We start from the raw sequence: 15,203 nt of genomic DNA, 5'->3' as shown, positions 1-15,203 counted from the left end.
GAGGAATCGGGCCATCCTGGTAACAGGTTGGATCGGTTTTTCTGGGTCACTTGCTACACCGTTGGTGGATCTTTGCGGATCGCTGCGGTGTGGTTGTGTGGCTGGGGCCAGTCTTCACCAAACCGCTGGTGATGATTCTTCTTCTGGGTGAGTTTTCCCTGGGGGTGGGGTTGTTCGAGGTAGGTGGTGGTTGGGGCTGGTTTTCCTGCCCGTATTTTGAGAACTGTATAGTGGACGCGAGCATCTTTGTAGTTGTTGTTGTGTGACAAGCTACTAAGGGCAATCGGTGGATGTCTTGGCACCAAGAGCCGATGAAGGACGTTGGAGCCTGCGATAAGCCCCGGGGAGTTGGCAACCAAGCTGTGATCCGGGGGTGTCCGAATGGGGAAACCCAGCTGGCATTCTAAAGCCAGTTACCAGTGCCTGAACACATAGGGTTCTGGAGGGAACGCGGGGAAGTGAAACATCTCAGTACCCGCAGGAAGAGAAAACAATAGTGATTCCGTGAGTAGTGGCGAGCGAAAGCGGATGAGGCTAAACCATGTGCGTGTGATAGCCGGCGTGCGTTGCGTATGTGGGGTTGTGGGAGCATTCAGACCTTAATGCCGTGGGGTCAGGGAGTTATAAATCATTGTTGAAGTCGAACCAGCTGGAATGTTGGACCGTAGTGGGTAATAGTCCCGTAGATGTAAGACAGTGACTTCCGAGTGTTTTCCCAAGTAGCACGGGACTCTTGAAATCCCGTGTGAATCTGGCGGGACCACCCGCTAAGCCTAAATACTTCTTGGTGACCGATAGCGGACTAGTACCGTGAGGGAAAGATGAAAAGTACCCCGGGAGGGGAGTGAAATAGTACCTGAAACCGGTTGCCTACAATCCGTCGGAGCGCTCACCTTGTGTGGGTGTGACGGCGTGCCTTTTGAAGAATGAGCCTGCGAGTTAGTGGTGTGTGGCGAGGTTAACCCGTGTGGGGTAGCCGTAGCGAAAGCGAGTCTGAATAGGGCGCTTTAGTCGCATGCTCTAGACCCGAAGCGGAGTGATCTATCCATGGGCAGGTTGAAGCGCGGGTAAGACCGCGTGGAGGACCGAACCCACCAGGGTTGAAAACCTGGGGGATGACCTGTGGATAGGGGTGAAAGGCCAATCAAACTCCGTGATAGCTGGTTCTCCCCGAAATGCATATAGGTGCAGCGTCGCGTGTTTCTTACCGGAGGTAGAGCACTGGATGGTCTAGGGGGCTTACCGGCTTACCGAAATCAGCCAAACTCCGAATGCCGGTAAGTGAGAGCGCGGCAGTGAGACTGCGGGGGATAAGCTCCGTAGTCGAGAGGGAAACAGCCCAGATCACCAGCTAAGGCCCCTAAGCGCTTGCTAAGTGGAAAAGGATGTGGAGTTGCCCAGACAACCAGGAGGTTGGCTTAGAAGCAGCCACCCTTGAAAGAGTGCGTAATAGCTCACTGGTCAAGTGATTCCGCGCCGACAATGTAGCGGGGCTCAAGCAAGCCGCCGAAGCTGTGGCATTCATACTTGTACCCGGCACCGACTTGATTGGTGTCCAGGTGTGTGGATGGGTAGGGGAGCGTCGTGCAGCGTGTGAAGCAGCAGAGTGATCTAGTTGTGGATGCTGCACGAGTGAGAATGCAGGCATGAGTAGCGAATGACGGGTGAGAAACCCGTCCGCCGAATGATCAAGGGTTCCAGGGTCAAGCTAATCTGCCCTGGGTAAGTCGGGACCTAAGGCGAGGCCGACAGGCGTAGTCGATGGACAACGGGTTGATATTCCCGTACCGGCATTAACACGACCCGACCGAACCTGGTGATGCTAAGAAACTGAAGTATTGAGACCTTCGGGTTGAGGTATGGAGGTTTTGACCCGAACTGGTATTAGGTGCACTGAGGAGTGACGCAGGAGGGCAGTCCAACCGCGGCGATGGTAGGCGCAAGCTGATCCGCGGGCAAGGTGGTAGGGCGAGGCATAGGCAAATCCGTGTCTCATACAGCCTGAGAACCGAGGCGGACCCGTTCAGGGGAAGTGGATGATCCCATGCTGCCGAGAAAAACTTCGTAGTGAGTGTTAGAGCCGCCCGTACCCCAAACCGACACAGGTGATCAGGTAGAGAATACCAAGGCGATCGAGTGAACCATGGTTAAGGAACTCGGCAAAATGCCCCCGTAACTTCGGGAGAAGGGGGGCCGGATACGTTACCTCACTTGCTGGGGGAAGCGTTGATGGCCGCAGAGACCAGGCCCAAGCGACTGTTTACTAAAAACACAGGTCCGTGCGAAGAAGTAATTCGATGTATACGGACTGACGCCTGCCCGGTGCTGGAACGTTAAGGGGACAGGTTAGCTGGTTTAGGCCGGCGAAGCTTTGAACTTAAGCGCCAGTAAACGGCGGTGGTAACTATAACCATCCTAAGGTAGCGAAATTCCTTGTCGGGTAAGTTCCGACCTGCACGAATGGCGTAACGACTTGGGCGCTGTCTCAACCATGGACTCGGCGAAATTGCATTACGAGTAAAGATGCTCGTTACGCGCAGCAGGACGGAAAGACCCCGGGACCTTTACTACAACTTGGTATTGGTGGTCGGTACAACTTGTGTAGGATAGGTGGGAGACTGTGAAACCTGGACGCCAGTTCGGGTGGAGTCATCGTTGAAATACCACTCTGGTTGTTCTGGCTGTCTAACTTCGGTCCATTATCTGGATCAGGGACAGTGCCTGGTGGGTAGTTTGACTGGGGCGGTCGCCTCCTAAAAGGTAACGGAGGCGCTCAAAGGTTCCCTCAGCCTGGTTGGCAATCAGGTGTCGAGTGTAAGTGCACAAGGGAGCTTGACTGTGAGACAGACATGTCGAGCAGGGACGAAAGTCGGAACTAGTGATCCGGCGGTGGCATGTGGGAGCACCGTCGCTCAACGGATAAAAGGTACCCCGGGGATAACAGGCTGATCTTCCCCAAGAGTCCATATCGACGGGATGGTTTGGCACCTCGATGTCGGCTCGTCGCATCCTGGGGCTGGAGTAGGTCCCAAGGGTTGGGCTGTTCGCCCATTAAAGCGGCACGCGAGCTGGGTTTAGAACGTCGTGAGACAGTTCGGTCCCTATCCGCTGCGCGCGCAGGAGACTTGAGAAGGGCTGCCCCTAGTACGAGAGGACCGGGGTGGACGAACCTCTGGTGTGCCAGTTGTTCCGCCAGGAGCACGGCTGGTTGGCTACGTTCGGGAGTGATAACCGCTGAAAGCATCTAAGCGGGAAGCACGCTTCAAGATGAGGTCTCCCACCGAGTTAATCGGGTAAGGCCCCCAGTAGACCACTGGGTTGATAGGCCAGAGGTGGAAGCACCGCAAGGTGTGGAGCTGACTGGTACTAATAGGCCGAGGGCTTGTCTCAACACCACCACGTGTGGTCAACAAACCTCTGCGTTTATGCATCGCGTCCACTATACGGTTCCCGGAATACGGTCAACCCCCAGCCCACAAGACCAGACACACACGAAAGTGCGTGAACGGCCCTTGATGGTGACCCGCAGGTGGTTGGTCGATATTTCTATAGAGTTACGGTGACCATAGCGTCGGGGAAACACCCAGTCTCCATTCCGAACCTGGAAGTTAAGCCCTTCAGCGCCGATGGTACTGCGACCGGGAGGTCGTGGGAGAGTAGGACGTCGCCGGACATTCACACTGTTAAGGGCCACCCACACGGGTGGCCCTTAACATTTGTGCCGGTAGTCCTACCGGTAGCTTTGTCTGAGCGCAACACGTCGTACGATCGATAGGAGTCATCGTGGCTACGCCACCTCGCAGCCCCCGTTCTGGCCCGGGCGACCGCTCTGGCCGAGGTTCGTCCGGCGGTTCAGGCCGTGCTGGTGGTGCTGGTGGTGGACGTTCGGGCTCCGCTGGTCGCGGATCCGGCGGCTCCAGCGGTGGCGGGTTCCGTGGTGGGTCCGGAGGATCCAGCGGTTCCGGCAGCTCGGGCGGTGGATACCGCGGTGGTTCCAGCGGTTCCAGCGGTTCCGGCAGCTCGGGCGGTGGATACCGCGGTGGTTCCAGCGGTTCCAGCGGTTCCGGCAGCTCGGGCGGTGGATACCGCGGTGGTTCCAGCGGTTCCAGCGGTTCCGGCAGCTCGGGCGGTGGATACCGCGGTGGTTCCAGCGGTTCCAGCGGTTCCGGCAGCTCGGGCGGTGGATACCGCGGCGGTTCTGGTGGTTCCGGCGGTTCTGGCGGTTCTGGCGGCGGGTACCGCGGCGGCTCGGATGGTACTGGGAGCTCTGGCGGTGGATACCGTGGCGGAGCCGGCGGTTCTGGTGGGTCTGGTGGCGGATACCGCGCTGGATCTGGAGGAGCTGGCGGTTCTGGGCCTCGTGGGGGAGCGCCGCGTAGTACCGGTGGAGCCCGTGGCCCGAGTTCTTCGCGTGATGACCGTTCCGGACCGAGGCGCGACGACCGGCCGGCGCCGAAGCGGAACACCCGGTGGGACGACAAGGGTGCTCCTGGGCGTGACCCGTTCCGTGGTCAGCTCGATGGTGACGATCGTGGACCGCGTCGCGACGACAGGTCTGCCCCCGACCGTGGCGCTCCGCGCCGCGATGACAGTGGTGGCTCCCGCTGGGAAGACCGCGGAGCGTCGCGTGGTGACGATCGCGGTGCCGCTCGTGGCGGCGACCGCGGCGGTTCACGCTGGGAAGACCGCGGCGCTTCACGTGGCGACGACCGTGGCGCCTCGCGCGGCGACGACCGTGGCGCCTCGCGCGGCGATGACCGTGGCGCCTCGCGCGGCGATGACCGTGGTGCGCCTCGCCGTGACGACCGTGGCGGTTCCCGTTGGGAAGACCGTGGGGCATCACGCGGGGACGACCGGGGTGCCAGTCGTGAAGACCGTGGTGCCCCGCGTCGCGATGATCGCGGCGGCGCTCGTGGGGATGACCGTGGCGGTTCGCGCTGGGGGAGTGCCCCGCAGCGGGACGATCGGGGTGCCGACCGTGGCGCTGCCCGCGGGGATGACCGTGGCGGTTCGCGGTGGGGGACTGCTCCGCAGCGGGACGATCGGGGTGCCGGCCGCGACGACCGTGGTGCTGCTCGTGGGGACGACCGTGGCGGTTCGCGGTGGGGGAGTGCTCCGCGGCGGGATGAGCGTGGTGTTGGGCGCGATGAGCGGCCTAGCCGACCGGCTAGCGATGGCTCGCGTGGGGATGACCGTGGGGCGCCTCGGCGCGATGACCGTGGGGCTGCAGGGCGTGGGGCCCCGCGACGTGATGACCGGAGTGGGCCGCGTCGGGATGATCGGCCGACCGGGTTCCGCGGTGGTGAGCGGACCGGGCCGCGTGGCGATGACCGCGTAGGTGCGGACAAGCCGCGTCGGGACGACCGCACCGGGTACCAGGGTGAGCGTTCGGCGCCGCGTCGTGACGACCGTGGCGGTGCCGGCCGCGATCAACGTGGAGGTCCTCGTCGTGGCGACCGTCCGGAGCGCGGTGGCCGGCGTGACGACCGTCGTGGTGGCGTAGACCGTCCGGACGAAGAGAGGGTCGGTCCGCGTCGGGACGACCCGGTGATTCCGGAAGGTATTACCGGTGCTGAGCTCGACCGTGGCGCGAAGGCGGAACTGCGGTCGTTGCCACGCAGCCTGGCGGACCTGGTCGCGCAGCACCTGGTCGCCTCCGGGCAACTGCTGGACGCCGATCCGGAACTCGCCTACAAGCACGCGAAGGTCGCGCGGCGGCTCGCGGCGCGGCTGGGCGGCGTACGGGAGGCTGTGGCGATCACGGCGTACCTGGCTGAGCACTTCGACGAGGCGTTGACCGAGTTCCGTGCGGTTCGGCGGATGACGGGCAACCACGAGGTGCTGCCGATGATGGCCGACTGCGAGCGTGCGCTCGGGCGGCCGGAGAAGGCGCTCGCGCTGTCGCGGGAGAAGCAGGTGCTGCTGCTCGAAGAGGGTTCGCAGATGGAGATGCTGATCGTCGCGGGCCGGCGCGCGTCGCGACATGGGGCAGACCGCCGCGGCGATCCAGACGCTCGACGTGCCCGAACTGTCGAAGCGGACGCGGGCGGACTGGTTGCCGCGACTGCGTTACGCGTACGCCGATGCGCTGGCTGAGGGCGGCCGCACCGAGGAGGCGCTGGTGTGGTTCCACCGCGCGGCGGGTGCGGACCAGGACGGCTCCACGGGTGCGGCCGAACGTGCCGCCGAGCTCGAAGGCCTCCAGTTCACGGACCTGGACGAAGAGGACGGCCGCGAGGACGAGGACGTCGACGACCGCAAGCCCGAGTCCGAGGACGTCGACGAGGAAGAGTCGGCCGACGACCAGGACGAGTTCGCCGACGCCGATGACGACGCAAACGACGACGACGACGAGTCTGATGACGACGCCGACGAGTCTGATGACGACGCCGAGGACGCCGACGAGAATGCTGTCGACGAAGCCGACGTCGATGTGTCTGACGACGCGACCGACGAGTCTGACCATGACGATGAGGGCGACTTCGAAGGCGAGGGCGTCGACGAGCTCAGGCCCGAGTCCGATGAGGCCGACGTCGCGGGTGACGAAGGCGACGCGGACGAGGACGACGCGGATGACGAAGGCGACTCGGACGAAGACGACGCCGATGAAGACGACGCCGACGAGGCTCAGGATTACGAGGCTCAGGGCGGCGTTGAGGGTGTTGTGAAGGATGACGAGAAGGACTGAATAAGGGTGAACGGCCCGGGTGGGTGGTGAGGGATCACTGCTTGCCCGGGCCGTTTGCTGTGTCCGGGAACCCAGGGCGCGCATGGCGAGGGAGCGGGTGTTGGAGCGGTCGGCGAGAATGGGGCGATGGTGGAGACCCAGGAGAAGCTGACGCCCGATTCGCCGGTGAGTGCGCTGGTCGCCGCCGCCCTGGTGAAGGGCACGGATCGGCTCCAGCGGGCGATTGTGATGGTGGAGAACTCCGAGGACGACGCGATCCATCAGGTGCGGGTTTCCTGCCGACGGCTGCGCAGCGACCTGAAACTGTTCCGCAAGCTTCTCGCCGGCAACTGGGCCAAGGACCTACGGCTGGACCTTTCCTGGCTCGCCGTCAGTTGCGGTGAGGCTCGCGACCTCGAGGTGATCGCCGCACTGGTCCGCGACCACGCGACCACCGAGGACGATCCCGACCATCTGGCGGCGATCCTGACGACCCTGACCGTCGACCTGGAGCGGGCTGCCGCGCGATCGGCCGAGGTCGTCACGAGCGACCGGACCCGCTTGCTGGTGGACGATCTGAAGACTGTCGCGGTCGCACCAGACCTGCGCCCCAAAGCCTCCCAGCCCTGTGCGGAGATTCTCCCGCAGCTACTGGACGTCGCCCGGAGTGCGTTCAACGAGGCGGCTGAGCAGTTGAAGCCGTGGACTCCCGACGACGACTGGCACGAGACGAGGTTGCTGGCAAAGCGAGTCCGGTACGCCGCGGACACCTCCGCCTCGGTGCTCGGTGACGAAGCGAAGGAGATCGCGATCCAGGCCGCGAGGTACCAGGAGTTGCTGGGCCAGCACCAGGATCACTGCGCGGCAGCGGATGCGCTCAACCTGCTGGCGAAGGACGCCGCCGGACAGGCTGATGCGAGCCTGTCGTTCTCGCTCGGCCGGCTGATCGAGCGCCATCGAGCGGCCCGCAAGCCGCTTCGCGAGGAGTTCCTGACCCTCTACCACCGGCCCTGAGCGGCGAAAGTCAGCCGGGTTCGGCGCGCTCGCGGGCCAGGCGGTCGGCAGCCGTCGGACCCGCCCTACTGCTCGGGGGCGGCCAAGAATCAGGTCAGCATGCGGAAGAGCAGTCCGACCCGGGGCTTCGGGCCGAACGACGTCGCCTTCTGAGGCAGTACGGCGCCGCGCAGAGCTGAGCGCAGTACCTGGTCCATCCGGGGCGCTACGAGCTCCACAGCGGCCTGTGTGGGCCCTGCGAGGGCAGTAGCGTCGCTGAGGGCGTGGTGGAAGCTGATGTCGTCCACAGCGATCCCCCAGGCGGGCAGCAGCTCCTCGTGCAGCAGGGAGACCGTCGGCGTCACCTGGCCCTGGGTCGAGCGCACTGTCACCCACGAAGTGCCGTCGAAGACCGCGATCCGGTCGGGGACGCCCTCCACCCGGCCGGGCAGCACCTCCCAGCCGTCGGGCGTACGGGCCTTGACCACGTCGAGGGTCAGGCCTGGGACGACGCGGTGGATCGGGTCCAGCGTGAGCGGGTGCCGCTCGTTGTCGACCAGCATGGCGAGGCCGGTGTCGGTACCGGCGCGCTGCGGTGAGCGGCGGGAGCGTTCCAGGTACGCCGCGTAGCGGTGGTGGCCGTCGGCGATCAGGGCCTCGCGGTTGGCGAGTTCGGCCGCGATCGCGGCCAGCTTCTCCGGGTCCTCGATCCGCCAGATCCGGTGGTGCGCGCCGTCCTCGGTGTCCGCGACCAGCCACGGCACCCCGGCCCGGGCTTCGTCGACCGCGTCACTCGCCGTACCGCCACCGCCGTACGCGAGCAGGATGGGCTCCAGATCGGCGTCTGTCGCCTCCATCAGCTCGAACCGGTCGTCGACCCAGTGCTGCATCACGTTCTCGTGTGGCAGGACGACCTGGCGGGCCGGATCGAGGCCGAGCGAGCCGACCAGACCGCACAGGGTGGCGCCGCCGAACTGCTGTTCGTACACGTAGAGGGCGGGCCTGCGGTCCTGGATCACGATGCCGTCGCGCTGCCAGCCGACCAGCCGGCGGGCGGGCTCGTCGTACCGGCCGCTGCCGAGGTCGGGATCGCGTGGAAGGATGAGCCTCACCATGTTGTGCAGATCAGAATCATTCAGCCGCCGTACCAGGGCGGGTTCCAGGACGTCGTACGGCGGCGACGTCACCGCGCCGAGAGCGCTCACCTTGCCGGCGACGAACCGCCAGGCGCGCAGAGGATCCAGCCGCAGCACGCTTCCGGTGGCTTCTGACATGGGCGGCATCGTACGGGGGGAAGGGTGACTCGAACACAGGAAGCGCCACCGCCGCTGTCCGCATGTGACGAACCGCTCTCCAGCCGGTACGACGTGGCGCTGCTGGACCTCGACGGCGTCGTGTATGTCGGGCCGGATCCGGTCCCGGACGCGCCCGATCACCTGCGCAAGGTGGCCAAGGACGGGATGCGGATCGGGTACGTCACCAACAACGCCAGCCGGCCCGCTTCGGCGGTCGCCGAGCACCTCGCGTCGTTCGGGCTGGACGTGATCGCGGAGGACGTGGTCACCTCGGCGCAGGCCGCGGCCAAGCTGATCGCGAGTGAGTTCCCCAAGGGATCGCCGGTGCTGGTCGTCGGTGGTGAAGGGCTGTACGCCGCGCTGGAGGAGTACGGGCTGAAGCCGGTTCGCAGCAGCGACGCGGATCCGGTCGCGGTCGTCCAGGGCTTCCACCCGGATGTGAACTGGGTGATGCTCGCGGACGGCGCGCACGCGATCAACGAAGGCGCTCGCTGGTATGCGACCAACCTCGACCTGACCATCCCGACGGCCGGCGGCAAGGCGCCCGGGAACGGGACGCTGGTGCAAGCGGTCCGCGCTGCCGTCGAGGTCGACCCGATCGTCGCGGGCAAGCCCGAACCGCCGCTGCTGGAGACGAGCATCGAACGGCTCGAAGCCAAGCGGCCGTTGATGATCGGCGACCGGCTCGACTCCGACATCGCCGGCGCGCACGCCGTCGGCATCGCCAGCTTGTGGGTTGCCACCGGCGTGAACGACGCCCGTGACCTCGCTGTGGCGCCGAAGGACCAGCGGCCGACGTACATCGCTGCTGGATTGGGCGCGCTGGCTGAGAAGCAGGCAGGCGTGACGGTCGACGGGACCAAGCACACCAGCGCGGGCTGGACGGCCGAGGTAGTCGACAGCGCGGTCACGGTGACTGGCGAGGGAGCGCCGTACGACGGGTTGCGGGCGATCTTGTCGGCAGTGTGGGCCGCGGCGGACGGTACGCCGAAGAGCGAGCCGAAGCCGGCCGCGAAAGGTGGTTCGCGGGCGCGGAGGCCGTTGCCGAAACCGGCGCCGGCAGCGGCGTCCATCAGCATCGACGCGGCACTGCGGAAGGTCGGGCTGGCGAAATAGGCCTCGTGCCCCGGAAACCGGGCCGGCGGAGGGCATGGGTGACCTGGTGTCGCCGGGCAGGCGCGATACCGTGGCAGCCAACGGTGTGCTCACCCCGATCAAGTTGGGGTTCGCCCCTCCGGGTGGGGGTTACCCCACTGGTATGGCAGTGGGGTAACCCCCATTGGAGGAGTGAACCACCGCTTTTGACTCACCCGGATCGGGGTAGGTAGGCGGAGATCTAGCATGGAGGCAGTCATGGTGATGGATGCACTGCGCGGCTATGTACAGCTGGCGAACGGTCTGACCGAGGTGACGAGACAGCGGGCCCAGCAGGCCGCCAAGGCGCTGCTGCAGCAGACCGGCGCGGACGCGCTGACCTCCGGCCTGACCGGCAAGGTGACCGACCTCGCCGACGAGATCGTTGCCACCAGCAAGAGCAACCGACAGCTGCTGCAGGCGATCGTGGCGAACGAGGTCGAGGGCGCGGTCGCGCGGCTGGGCTTCGCCCGGTCCGAGGAGGTCGCGGCGCTGACCCGGCGGGTCGAGGGGCTCGAGCACGAGCTCGCCGACGCGATCGAGGCGCTGGCGGCATCGGCCGCAGCACCGGCTTCGGCTCCGGTTTCCACTTCGGCTCCGGTTTCCACTTCGGCTCCGGTTGCCGCGGCGGCTTCGGGTCCGCGGAAGGCACCTGCGAAGAAGGCTCCGGTGAAGAAGTCCCCGGCGACGGCTTCTGCGAACAAGGCCGCGGCGGCCAAGAGGGCGCCGGCGAAGAAGACCGCGGTCGAGAAGACCGCGGCCAAGAGGGCGCCGGCGAAGAAGACCGCGGTCGAGAAGACCGCGGCCAAGAGGGCGCCGGCGAAGAAGACCGCGGTCGAGAAGACCGCGGCCAAGAGGGCGCCGGCGAAGAAGACCGCGGTCGAGAGGACCGCGGCGAAGAAGGCGGCCGAGAAGGCCCCGGCGAAGAAGGCCTGACGTGACCGACCATCCCGGCGAGCAGTTCCCTTCGGAGGTCGACCCCGACGTCGAGCCCGGTTACGAACCAGAGCCCGACGAGAGCGCCGAGCCCGACTACGACTCCGAGCCCGGCGCCCAGTCGTCGTACGGGCTGAAGCCGTCCCAGCAGGGTATTCCGCACTCGGACCCGCTGTTGGCCGGCTTCACGATGTACGGCGAACTGCCGCCTGAGCAGGAAGAGCCTCCCGTCGCGGACGAGGACACCGAAGCTGCGTTCGAGGCCTCCCTCGAAACAGACGAACCAGCTGCAGTCGAAGAGCAGGTAGAAGAGATAGAGGAAGCGACTCCAGTAGTTGCGGTTGCTCCTCGGCCTTCTCTTCCCTCTCCTGCTTCGTTCCAGCCTCGCCCGCCGGTACCTGCGCCTACGCCTGCACCGCAGGCCCGGCAGGCCCCGCAGTACGCGGAGAGGGACGAGGATGCTCCGCATCCGTTGGTGGAGGAGACGATGGCTCGGCTGGACGAGTTGCGCGAGCGGCCGGTGGGTGAGCATGCCGAGGTGTATGCGGACCTGCACGAGCGGCTGCAGACCGCGCTGGTCGAGGCGGACGCCGAGGACCGTCGCTGATGAGTAGACCTGAATGAGTAGGGCAGGCTGAGTGGCCAAGGCAGTGAGACGGTCCCGGCTCGATGCTGAGCTGGTCCGGCGCGGCCCTGGCCCGGTCCCGCGAGCACGCCAGCGAGCTGATCGCCGCCGGCAAGGTGAAGGTCTCGGGCACGGTCGCGAGCAAGCCTGCCACCGGCGTCGGTGCCGATGCGCCGATCCTCGTGGACACTTCCGAGACCGACGACCCCGGCTACGCGTCGCGGGGAGCGCACAAGCTTGTCGGTGCGCTCGAGGCGTTCACCGGCGTACAGGTGAAGGGCCGGAGGTGCCTCGACGCCGGCGCGTCCACGGGCGGCTTCACCGACGTACTGCTGCGCAACGAAGCGGCCAGCGTGATCGCCGTCGATGTCGGTTACGGCCAGCTCGTCTGGGCGCTGCAGACCGACGACCGGGTCACCGTGATGGACCGTACGAACGTCCGGACGCTGACGCTGGAGGACATCGGTGAACCGGTCGACCTGGTGGTCAGCGACCTGAGCTTCATCTCGCTCACACTGGTGCTGCCCGCACTTCTCGGAGTCGTGACTCCGGACGGCGACCTGGTGCTGATGGTGAAGCCGCAGTTCGAGGTCGGCAAGGAGCGGCTGGGCAAGGGCGGCGTAGTACGGGACCCGGAACTGCGGGCCGACGCGGTGCGCGGGGTGGCGGCGAAAGCGGCCGGCCTGGGCTGGGGTGTCGAGGGGGTCGCGGCCAGTCCGCTGCCCGGCCCGTCAGGAAATGTCGAATACTTCCTGTGGATACGCCGTTCCGCACCACCTCTCGATGAGACGATGCTCCGGACTGCCATCGAAAGCGGTCCGCAATGACCGGACAGCTGAACGTAGAAGAGGTGGGGAGCCCCGTGGTCGAGCAGGCGTCCGATCCGCGGCGGGTGCTGCTGGTCGCGCACACCGGCCGCGAGTTCGCTGTCGAGGTGGCTCGCGAGGCGCACCGGCTGCTGACCGACGCGGGCATGGTGGTCCGGCTGGTCGGCCACGAGGCCGAGGCGCTGGAGCTGGACCCGGTCGAGATCGCGTACGACGCGGAGAAGGCGGCCCAGGACGTCGAGCTGATCATCGTGCTCGGCGGCGACGGGTCGATCCTGCGCGGCGCCGAGCTGGCCCGCCCGCACGGTACGCCGGTGCTCGGGGTGAATCTGGGCCATGTCGGGTTCCTGGCCGAGGCCGAGGTCGACGACCTGGAGCGGATCGTCCAGGTCGTGGTGGACCGCAGCTACACGGTTGAGGAGCGGATGACGCTCGCGGTCGACGTCTGGGTCGACGACGAGCTGGTCTTCGACACCTGGGCGCTGAACGAGGCGAGCGTGGAAAAGGCCGCCCGGGAGAAGATGCTCGAGGTGCTGGTCACGGTGGACGGCCGTCCGCTGTCCCGCTGGGGTTGTGACGGCGTGGTGGTCGCGACGCCGACCGGCAGTACGGCGTACGCGTTCTCTGCCGGCGGCCCGATCGTCTGGCCGGAGGTCGAGGCGATCCTGATGGTGCCGTTGAGCGCGCACGCGTTGTTCTCCCGGCCGATCGTGGTGGCGCCGACGTCGCGGCTCTCGGTCGAGCTGGTCGCGGCCTGGCACGGTCGCGGGGTGCTGTGGTGCGACGGCCGGCGGATGGTCGAGGTCCCGCCGGGGGCGCGGATCGAGGTCCGGCGCGGCAAGATGCCGGTCCGGCTGGCGCGGGCGCACGCGGCCTCCTTCACCGACCGGCTGGTGGCCAAGTTCGACCTGCCGGTGCTCGGCTGGCGGGGCACGGCAGAGCTGAACCGGCGCAATCGAAGCGCACAAGAGGAGTCTCAGACACCATGATTTCCGAGATCCGCATCACCGGGCTGGGCGTGATCGAGGACGCCACCCTGGAGCTCGATCCCGGCTTCACCGCGGTCACCGGTGAGACCGGCGCGGGCAAGACGATGGTGGTCACGGGGGTGAACATGCTGCTCGGTGGCCGGGCCGACAGCGGCCTGGTCCGGCACGGCGTCCGCCGCGCGCGGGTCGAGGGCCGGGCCACCAATGTGCCGAAGTCGATCGTTCGGGAGGCCGAGGATCGCGGCGGCGAGCTGGACGACGACGGTGAGTTGCTGATCGCCCGGGAGCTGTCGTCCGAGGGCCGGTCGCGTGCCTTCCTGGGTGGCGCTTCCGTGCCGGTGTCGGTGCTTGCCGAGGTGTCCGGCGATCTGGTCGCGATCCACGGTCAGGCCGACCAGTGGCGGCTGCTCCAGCCCGCGCGGCAGCGCGAGACGCTGGACACGTTCGCGGGTCAGGCGGTGCTGGTGCCGCTGGGCGACTACACCTCGGCGTACAGGCGGCATCGTGAGGTCGAGGCAGAGCTGACCGAGCTGACCACCCGGCAGCGTGATCGCCTGGCCGAGGCGGATCTGCTCCGCTTCGGGCTCGAGGAGATCGCCAAGGCCGAGCCGTTGCCGGGCGAGGACAGCGAGCTGGCGGCCGAGGAGCAGAGACTCGCGTACGCCGATGGGCTGCGTACGGCGGCAACTACCGCGGGAGACGCAGTGGCGTCGGACGACCTGGACTCGAGCCGGCCGAACGACGTACTGGGACTTCTCGGACTGGCGAAGCAGGTGCTCGACGGCGAACGGGGCCACGACACCAAACTTGCCGAGCTGGCCGACCGGGTCGGCGAGCTCGGGTATCTCGCGGCCGACCTGGCCGGTGAGCTTTCGTCGTACGCGGCTGATATCGACACGGACCCGGCCAGGCTGGCCGTTGTCAGTGAGCGGCGGAGTCAGCTGACTGGGTTGGTTCGCAAGTATGGCGACCAGGACGGCACTGTTGACGAGGTGCTCGAGTGGGCCAAGCGGTCAGCCGCCCGGCTTGCGGAGCTGGACGGCAGCGACGAGCGGGTTGAGCTGTTGAGCACCGAACTGGCCGAGCTGCAGGCGCAGCTGAAGGACCTCGGCGAGCAGGTCAGCGCGGCTCGGAAGGAAGCGGCCGCGCGGCTCGGTGTCGCGGTGACGGCGGAGTTGAGCGGGCTGGCGATGCCGCACGCGACCCTGACGGTCGAGGTGCACGAGACGACCGCTGGTCCGTCCGGGGCCGACGAGATCGAGTTCTGCTTCGCGGCGAACCCGGGGAGTCCGTCGCGGCCGCTGCAGAAGGCGGCTTCCGGCGGCGAGCTCTCCCGGGTGATGCTCGCGCTCGAGGTGATCCTGTCCGACACGCATCCGGTGCCGACGCTGGTCTTCGACGAGATCGACGCGGGAATCGGCGGCCGGGCCGCGGTCGAGGTCGGCAAGCGGCTGGCCCGGCTGGCGGAGAAGGCGCAGGTGATCGTCGTGACGCACCTGCCGCAGGTGGCCGCGTTCGCCGATCGGCATGCCGTGGTGCTGAAGAGCGACGACGGCTCTGTCACCACGAGTGGGCTGGTCGCGCTCGACGACGACGCCCGGCTGAAGGAGCTTTCCCGGATGATGGCCGGCCTGGAGAACTCCGATGCGGCCCAGGCTCACGCGGAAGAGTTGCTCGCCCTCGCGGCCGAGCGCCATACGAAACCGCGAAAGAAGAAGCGCTGACCGTCACAGGCTG

At 66.5% G+C, this 15,203-nt stretch carries 11 protein-coding genes, 2 rRNA genes and 1 pseudogene; 13 read left to right on the top strand and 1 reads right to left on the bottom strand.

Going from position 1 to position 15,203, the window contains the following annotated elements:
• The first annotated feature begins 263 nt into the window (after nt 1–263).
• The 7 genes from F1D05_RS08220 to F1D05_RS08200 all read left to right on the top strand — a co-directional run bounded on the left by F1D05_RS08220 (nt 264) and on the right by F1D05_RS08200 (nt 7,681).
• Nucleotides 264–3,390: ribosomal RNA gene (locus F1D05_RS08220) — 23S ribosomal RNA — on the top strand.
• Nucleotides 3,391–3,555: 165 nt separating this feature from the next.
• A 5S ribosomal RNA gene (rrf, locus tag F1D05_RS08215) occupies nt 3,556–3,673 on the top strand.
• A 600-nt stretch (nt 3,674–4,273) separates the two neighbouring features.
• A complete protein-coding gene (locus tag F1D05_RS08210) occupies nt 4,274–5,338 on the top strand; it encodes a hypothetical protein (RefSeq protein ID WP_185446713.1) in 1,065 nt (354 codons plus the stop codon).
• 42 nt (nt 5,339–5,380) lie between these two features.
• Nucleotides 5,381–5,503 carry a hypothetical protein gene (locus F1D05_RS41890; protein ID WP_281388927.1) on the top strand — a complete coding sequence of 41 codons (123 nt, stop codon included), beginning with the start codon at nt 5,381–5,383 and terminating at the stop codon, nt 5,501–5,503.
• Between the two features lie 44 nt (nt 5,504–5,547).
• A complete protein-coding gene (locus tag F1D05_RS39895) occupies nt 5,548–6,096 on the top strand; it encodes a hypothetical protein (protein WP_246486515.1) in 549 nt (182 codons plus the stop codon).
• Nucleotides 5,984–6,688, top strand: coding sequence for a hypothetical protein (locus tag F1D05_RS39890; protein ID WP_246486514.1), 705 nt, complete (start codon nt 5,984–5,986; stop codon nt 6,686–6,688). The genes F1D05_RS39895 and F1D05_RS39890 overlap by 113 nt, the downstream gene beginning before the upstream one ends.
• Before the next feature lie 126 nt (nt 6,689–6,814).
• A complete protein-coding gene (locus F1D05_RS08200) occupies nt 6,815–7,681 on the top strand; it encodes a CHAD domain-containing protein (RefSeq protein ID WP_185446712.1) in 867 nt (288 codons plus the stop codon).
• Between the two features lie 89 nt (nt 7,682–7,770).
• Here the strand turns inward: F1D05_RS08200 and F1D05_RS08195 are convergent, their stop codons facing one another.
• Complete coding sequence (locus F1D05_RS08195) at nt 7,771–8,934, bottom strand: DUF1015 family protein (RefSeq protein ID WP_185446711.1); 1,164 nt, start codon at nt 8,932–8,934, stop codon at nt 7,771–7,773.
• A 24-nt stretch (nt 8,935–8,958) separates the two neighbouring features.
• On the opposite strand from F1D05_RS08195, the gene F1D05_RS08190 reads away from it, so the two are divergent.
• The 6 genes and pseudogenes from F1D05_RS08190 to recN all read left to right on the top strand — a co-directional run bounded on the left by F1D05_RS08190 (nt 8,959) and on the right by recN (nt 15,190).
• Entirely contained in the window at nt 8,959–10,071 is a 1,113-nt protein-coding gene (locus F1D05_RS08190) for an HAD-IIA family hydrolase (protein ID WP_185446710.1), read from the top strand.
• 225 nt (nt 10,072–10,296) lie between these two features.
• Nucleotides 10,297–11,025: a polyhydroxyalkanoate synthesis protein PhaF gene (locus F1D05_RS08185; RefSeq protein ID WP_246486513.1), complete on the top strand. Its 729-nt coding sequence runs from the start codon at nt 10,297–10,299 to the stop codon at nt 11,023–11,025.
• Nucleotide 11,026: 1 nt separating this feature from the next.
• Complete coding sequence (locus tag F1D05_RS08180) at nt 11,027–11,632, top strand: hypothetical protein (RefSeq protein ID WP_185446709.1); 606 nt, start codon at nt 11,027–11,029, stop codon at nt 11,630–11,632.
• Between the two features lie 31 nt (nt 11,633–11,663).
• Nucleotides 11,664–12,477, top strand: a pseudogene (locus tag F1D05_RS08175) (TlyA family RNA methyltransferase).
• Nucleotides 12,474–13,466, top strand: a complete 993-nt coding sequence (locus F1D05_RS08170; RefSeq protein ID WP_185446708.1) for an NAD kinase — start codon at nt 12,474–12,476, stop codon at nt 13,464–13,466. The pseudogene F1D05_RS08175 and the gene F1D05_RS08170 overlap by 4 nt, the downstream one beginning before the upstream one ends.
• A complete protein-coding gene (gene recN / locus F1D05_RS08165) occupies nt 13,463–15,190 on the top strand; it encodes a DNA repair protein RecN (protein WP_185446707.1) in 1,728 nt (575 codons plus the stop codon). The genes F1D05_RS08170 and recN overlap by 4 nt, the downstream gene beginning before the upstream one ends.
• Nucleotides 15,191–15,203: the final 13 nt, after the last annotated feature.

The sequence above is a fragment of the Kribbella qitaiheensis genome (assembly GCF_014217565.1).
In the GTDB taxonomy this organism is placed as follows: domain Bacteria; phylum Actinomycetota; class Actinomycetes; order Propionibacteriales; family Kribbellaceae; genus Kribbella; species Kribbella qitaiheensis_A.
This window is presented reverse-complemented; position numbering and strand designations above follow the sequence as displayed.

What these genes read in the sequence shown, in the direction of transcription:
- F1D05_RS08200 (WP_185446712.1), top strand. Translation starts at nt 6,815, where the DNA reads ATGGTGGAGACCCAGGAGAAGCTGACGCCCGATTCGCCGGTGAGTGCG.
- F1D05_RS08195 (WP_185446711.1), bottom strand. Translation starts at nt 8,934, where the DNA reads ATGTCAGAAGCCACCGGAAGCGTGCTGCGGCTGGATCCTCTGCGCGCC.
- recN (WP_185446707.1), top strand. Translation starts at nt 13,463, where the DNA reads ATGATTTCCGAGATCCGCATCACCGGGCTGGGCGTGATCGAGGACGCC.
- F1D05_RS39890 (WP_246486514.1), top strand. Translation starts at nt 5,984, where the DNA reads ATGGGGCAGACCGCCGCGGCGATCCAGACGCTCGACGTGCCCGAACTG.
- F1D05_RS08170 (WP_185446708.1), top strand. Translation starts at nt 12,474, where the DNA reads ATGACCGGACAGCTGAACGTAGAAGAGGTGGGGAGCCCCGTGGTCGAG.
- F1D05_RS08185 (WP_246486513.1), top strand. Translation starts at nt 10,297, where the DNA reads ATGGAGGCAGTCATGGTGATGGATGCACTGCGCGGCTATGTACAGCTG.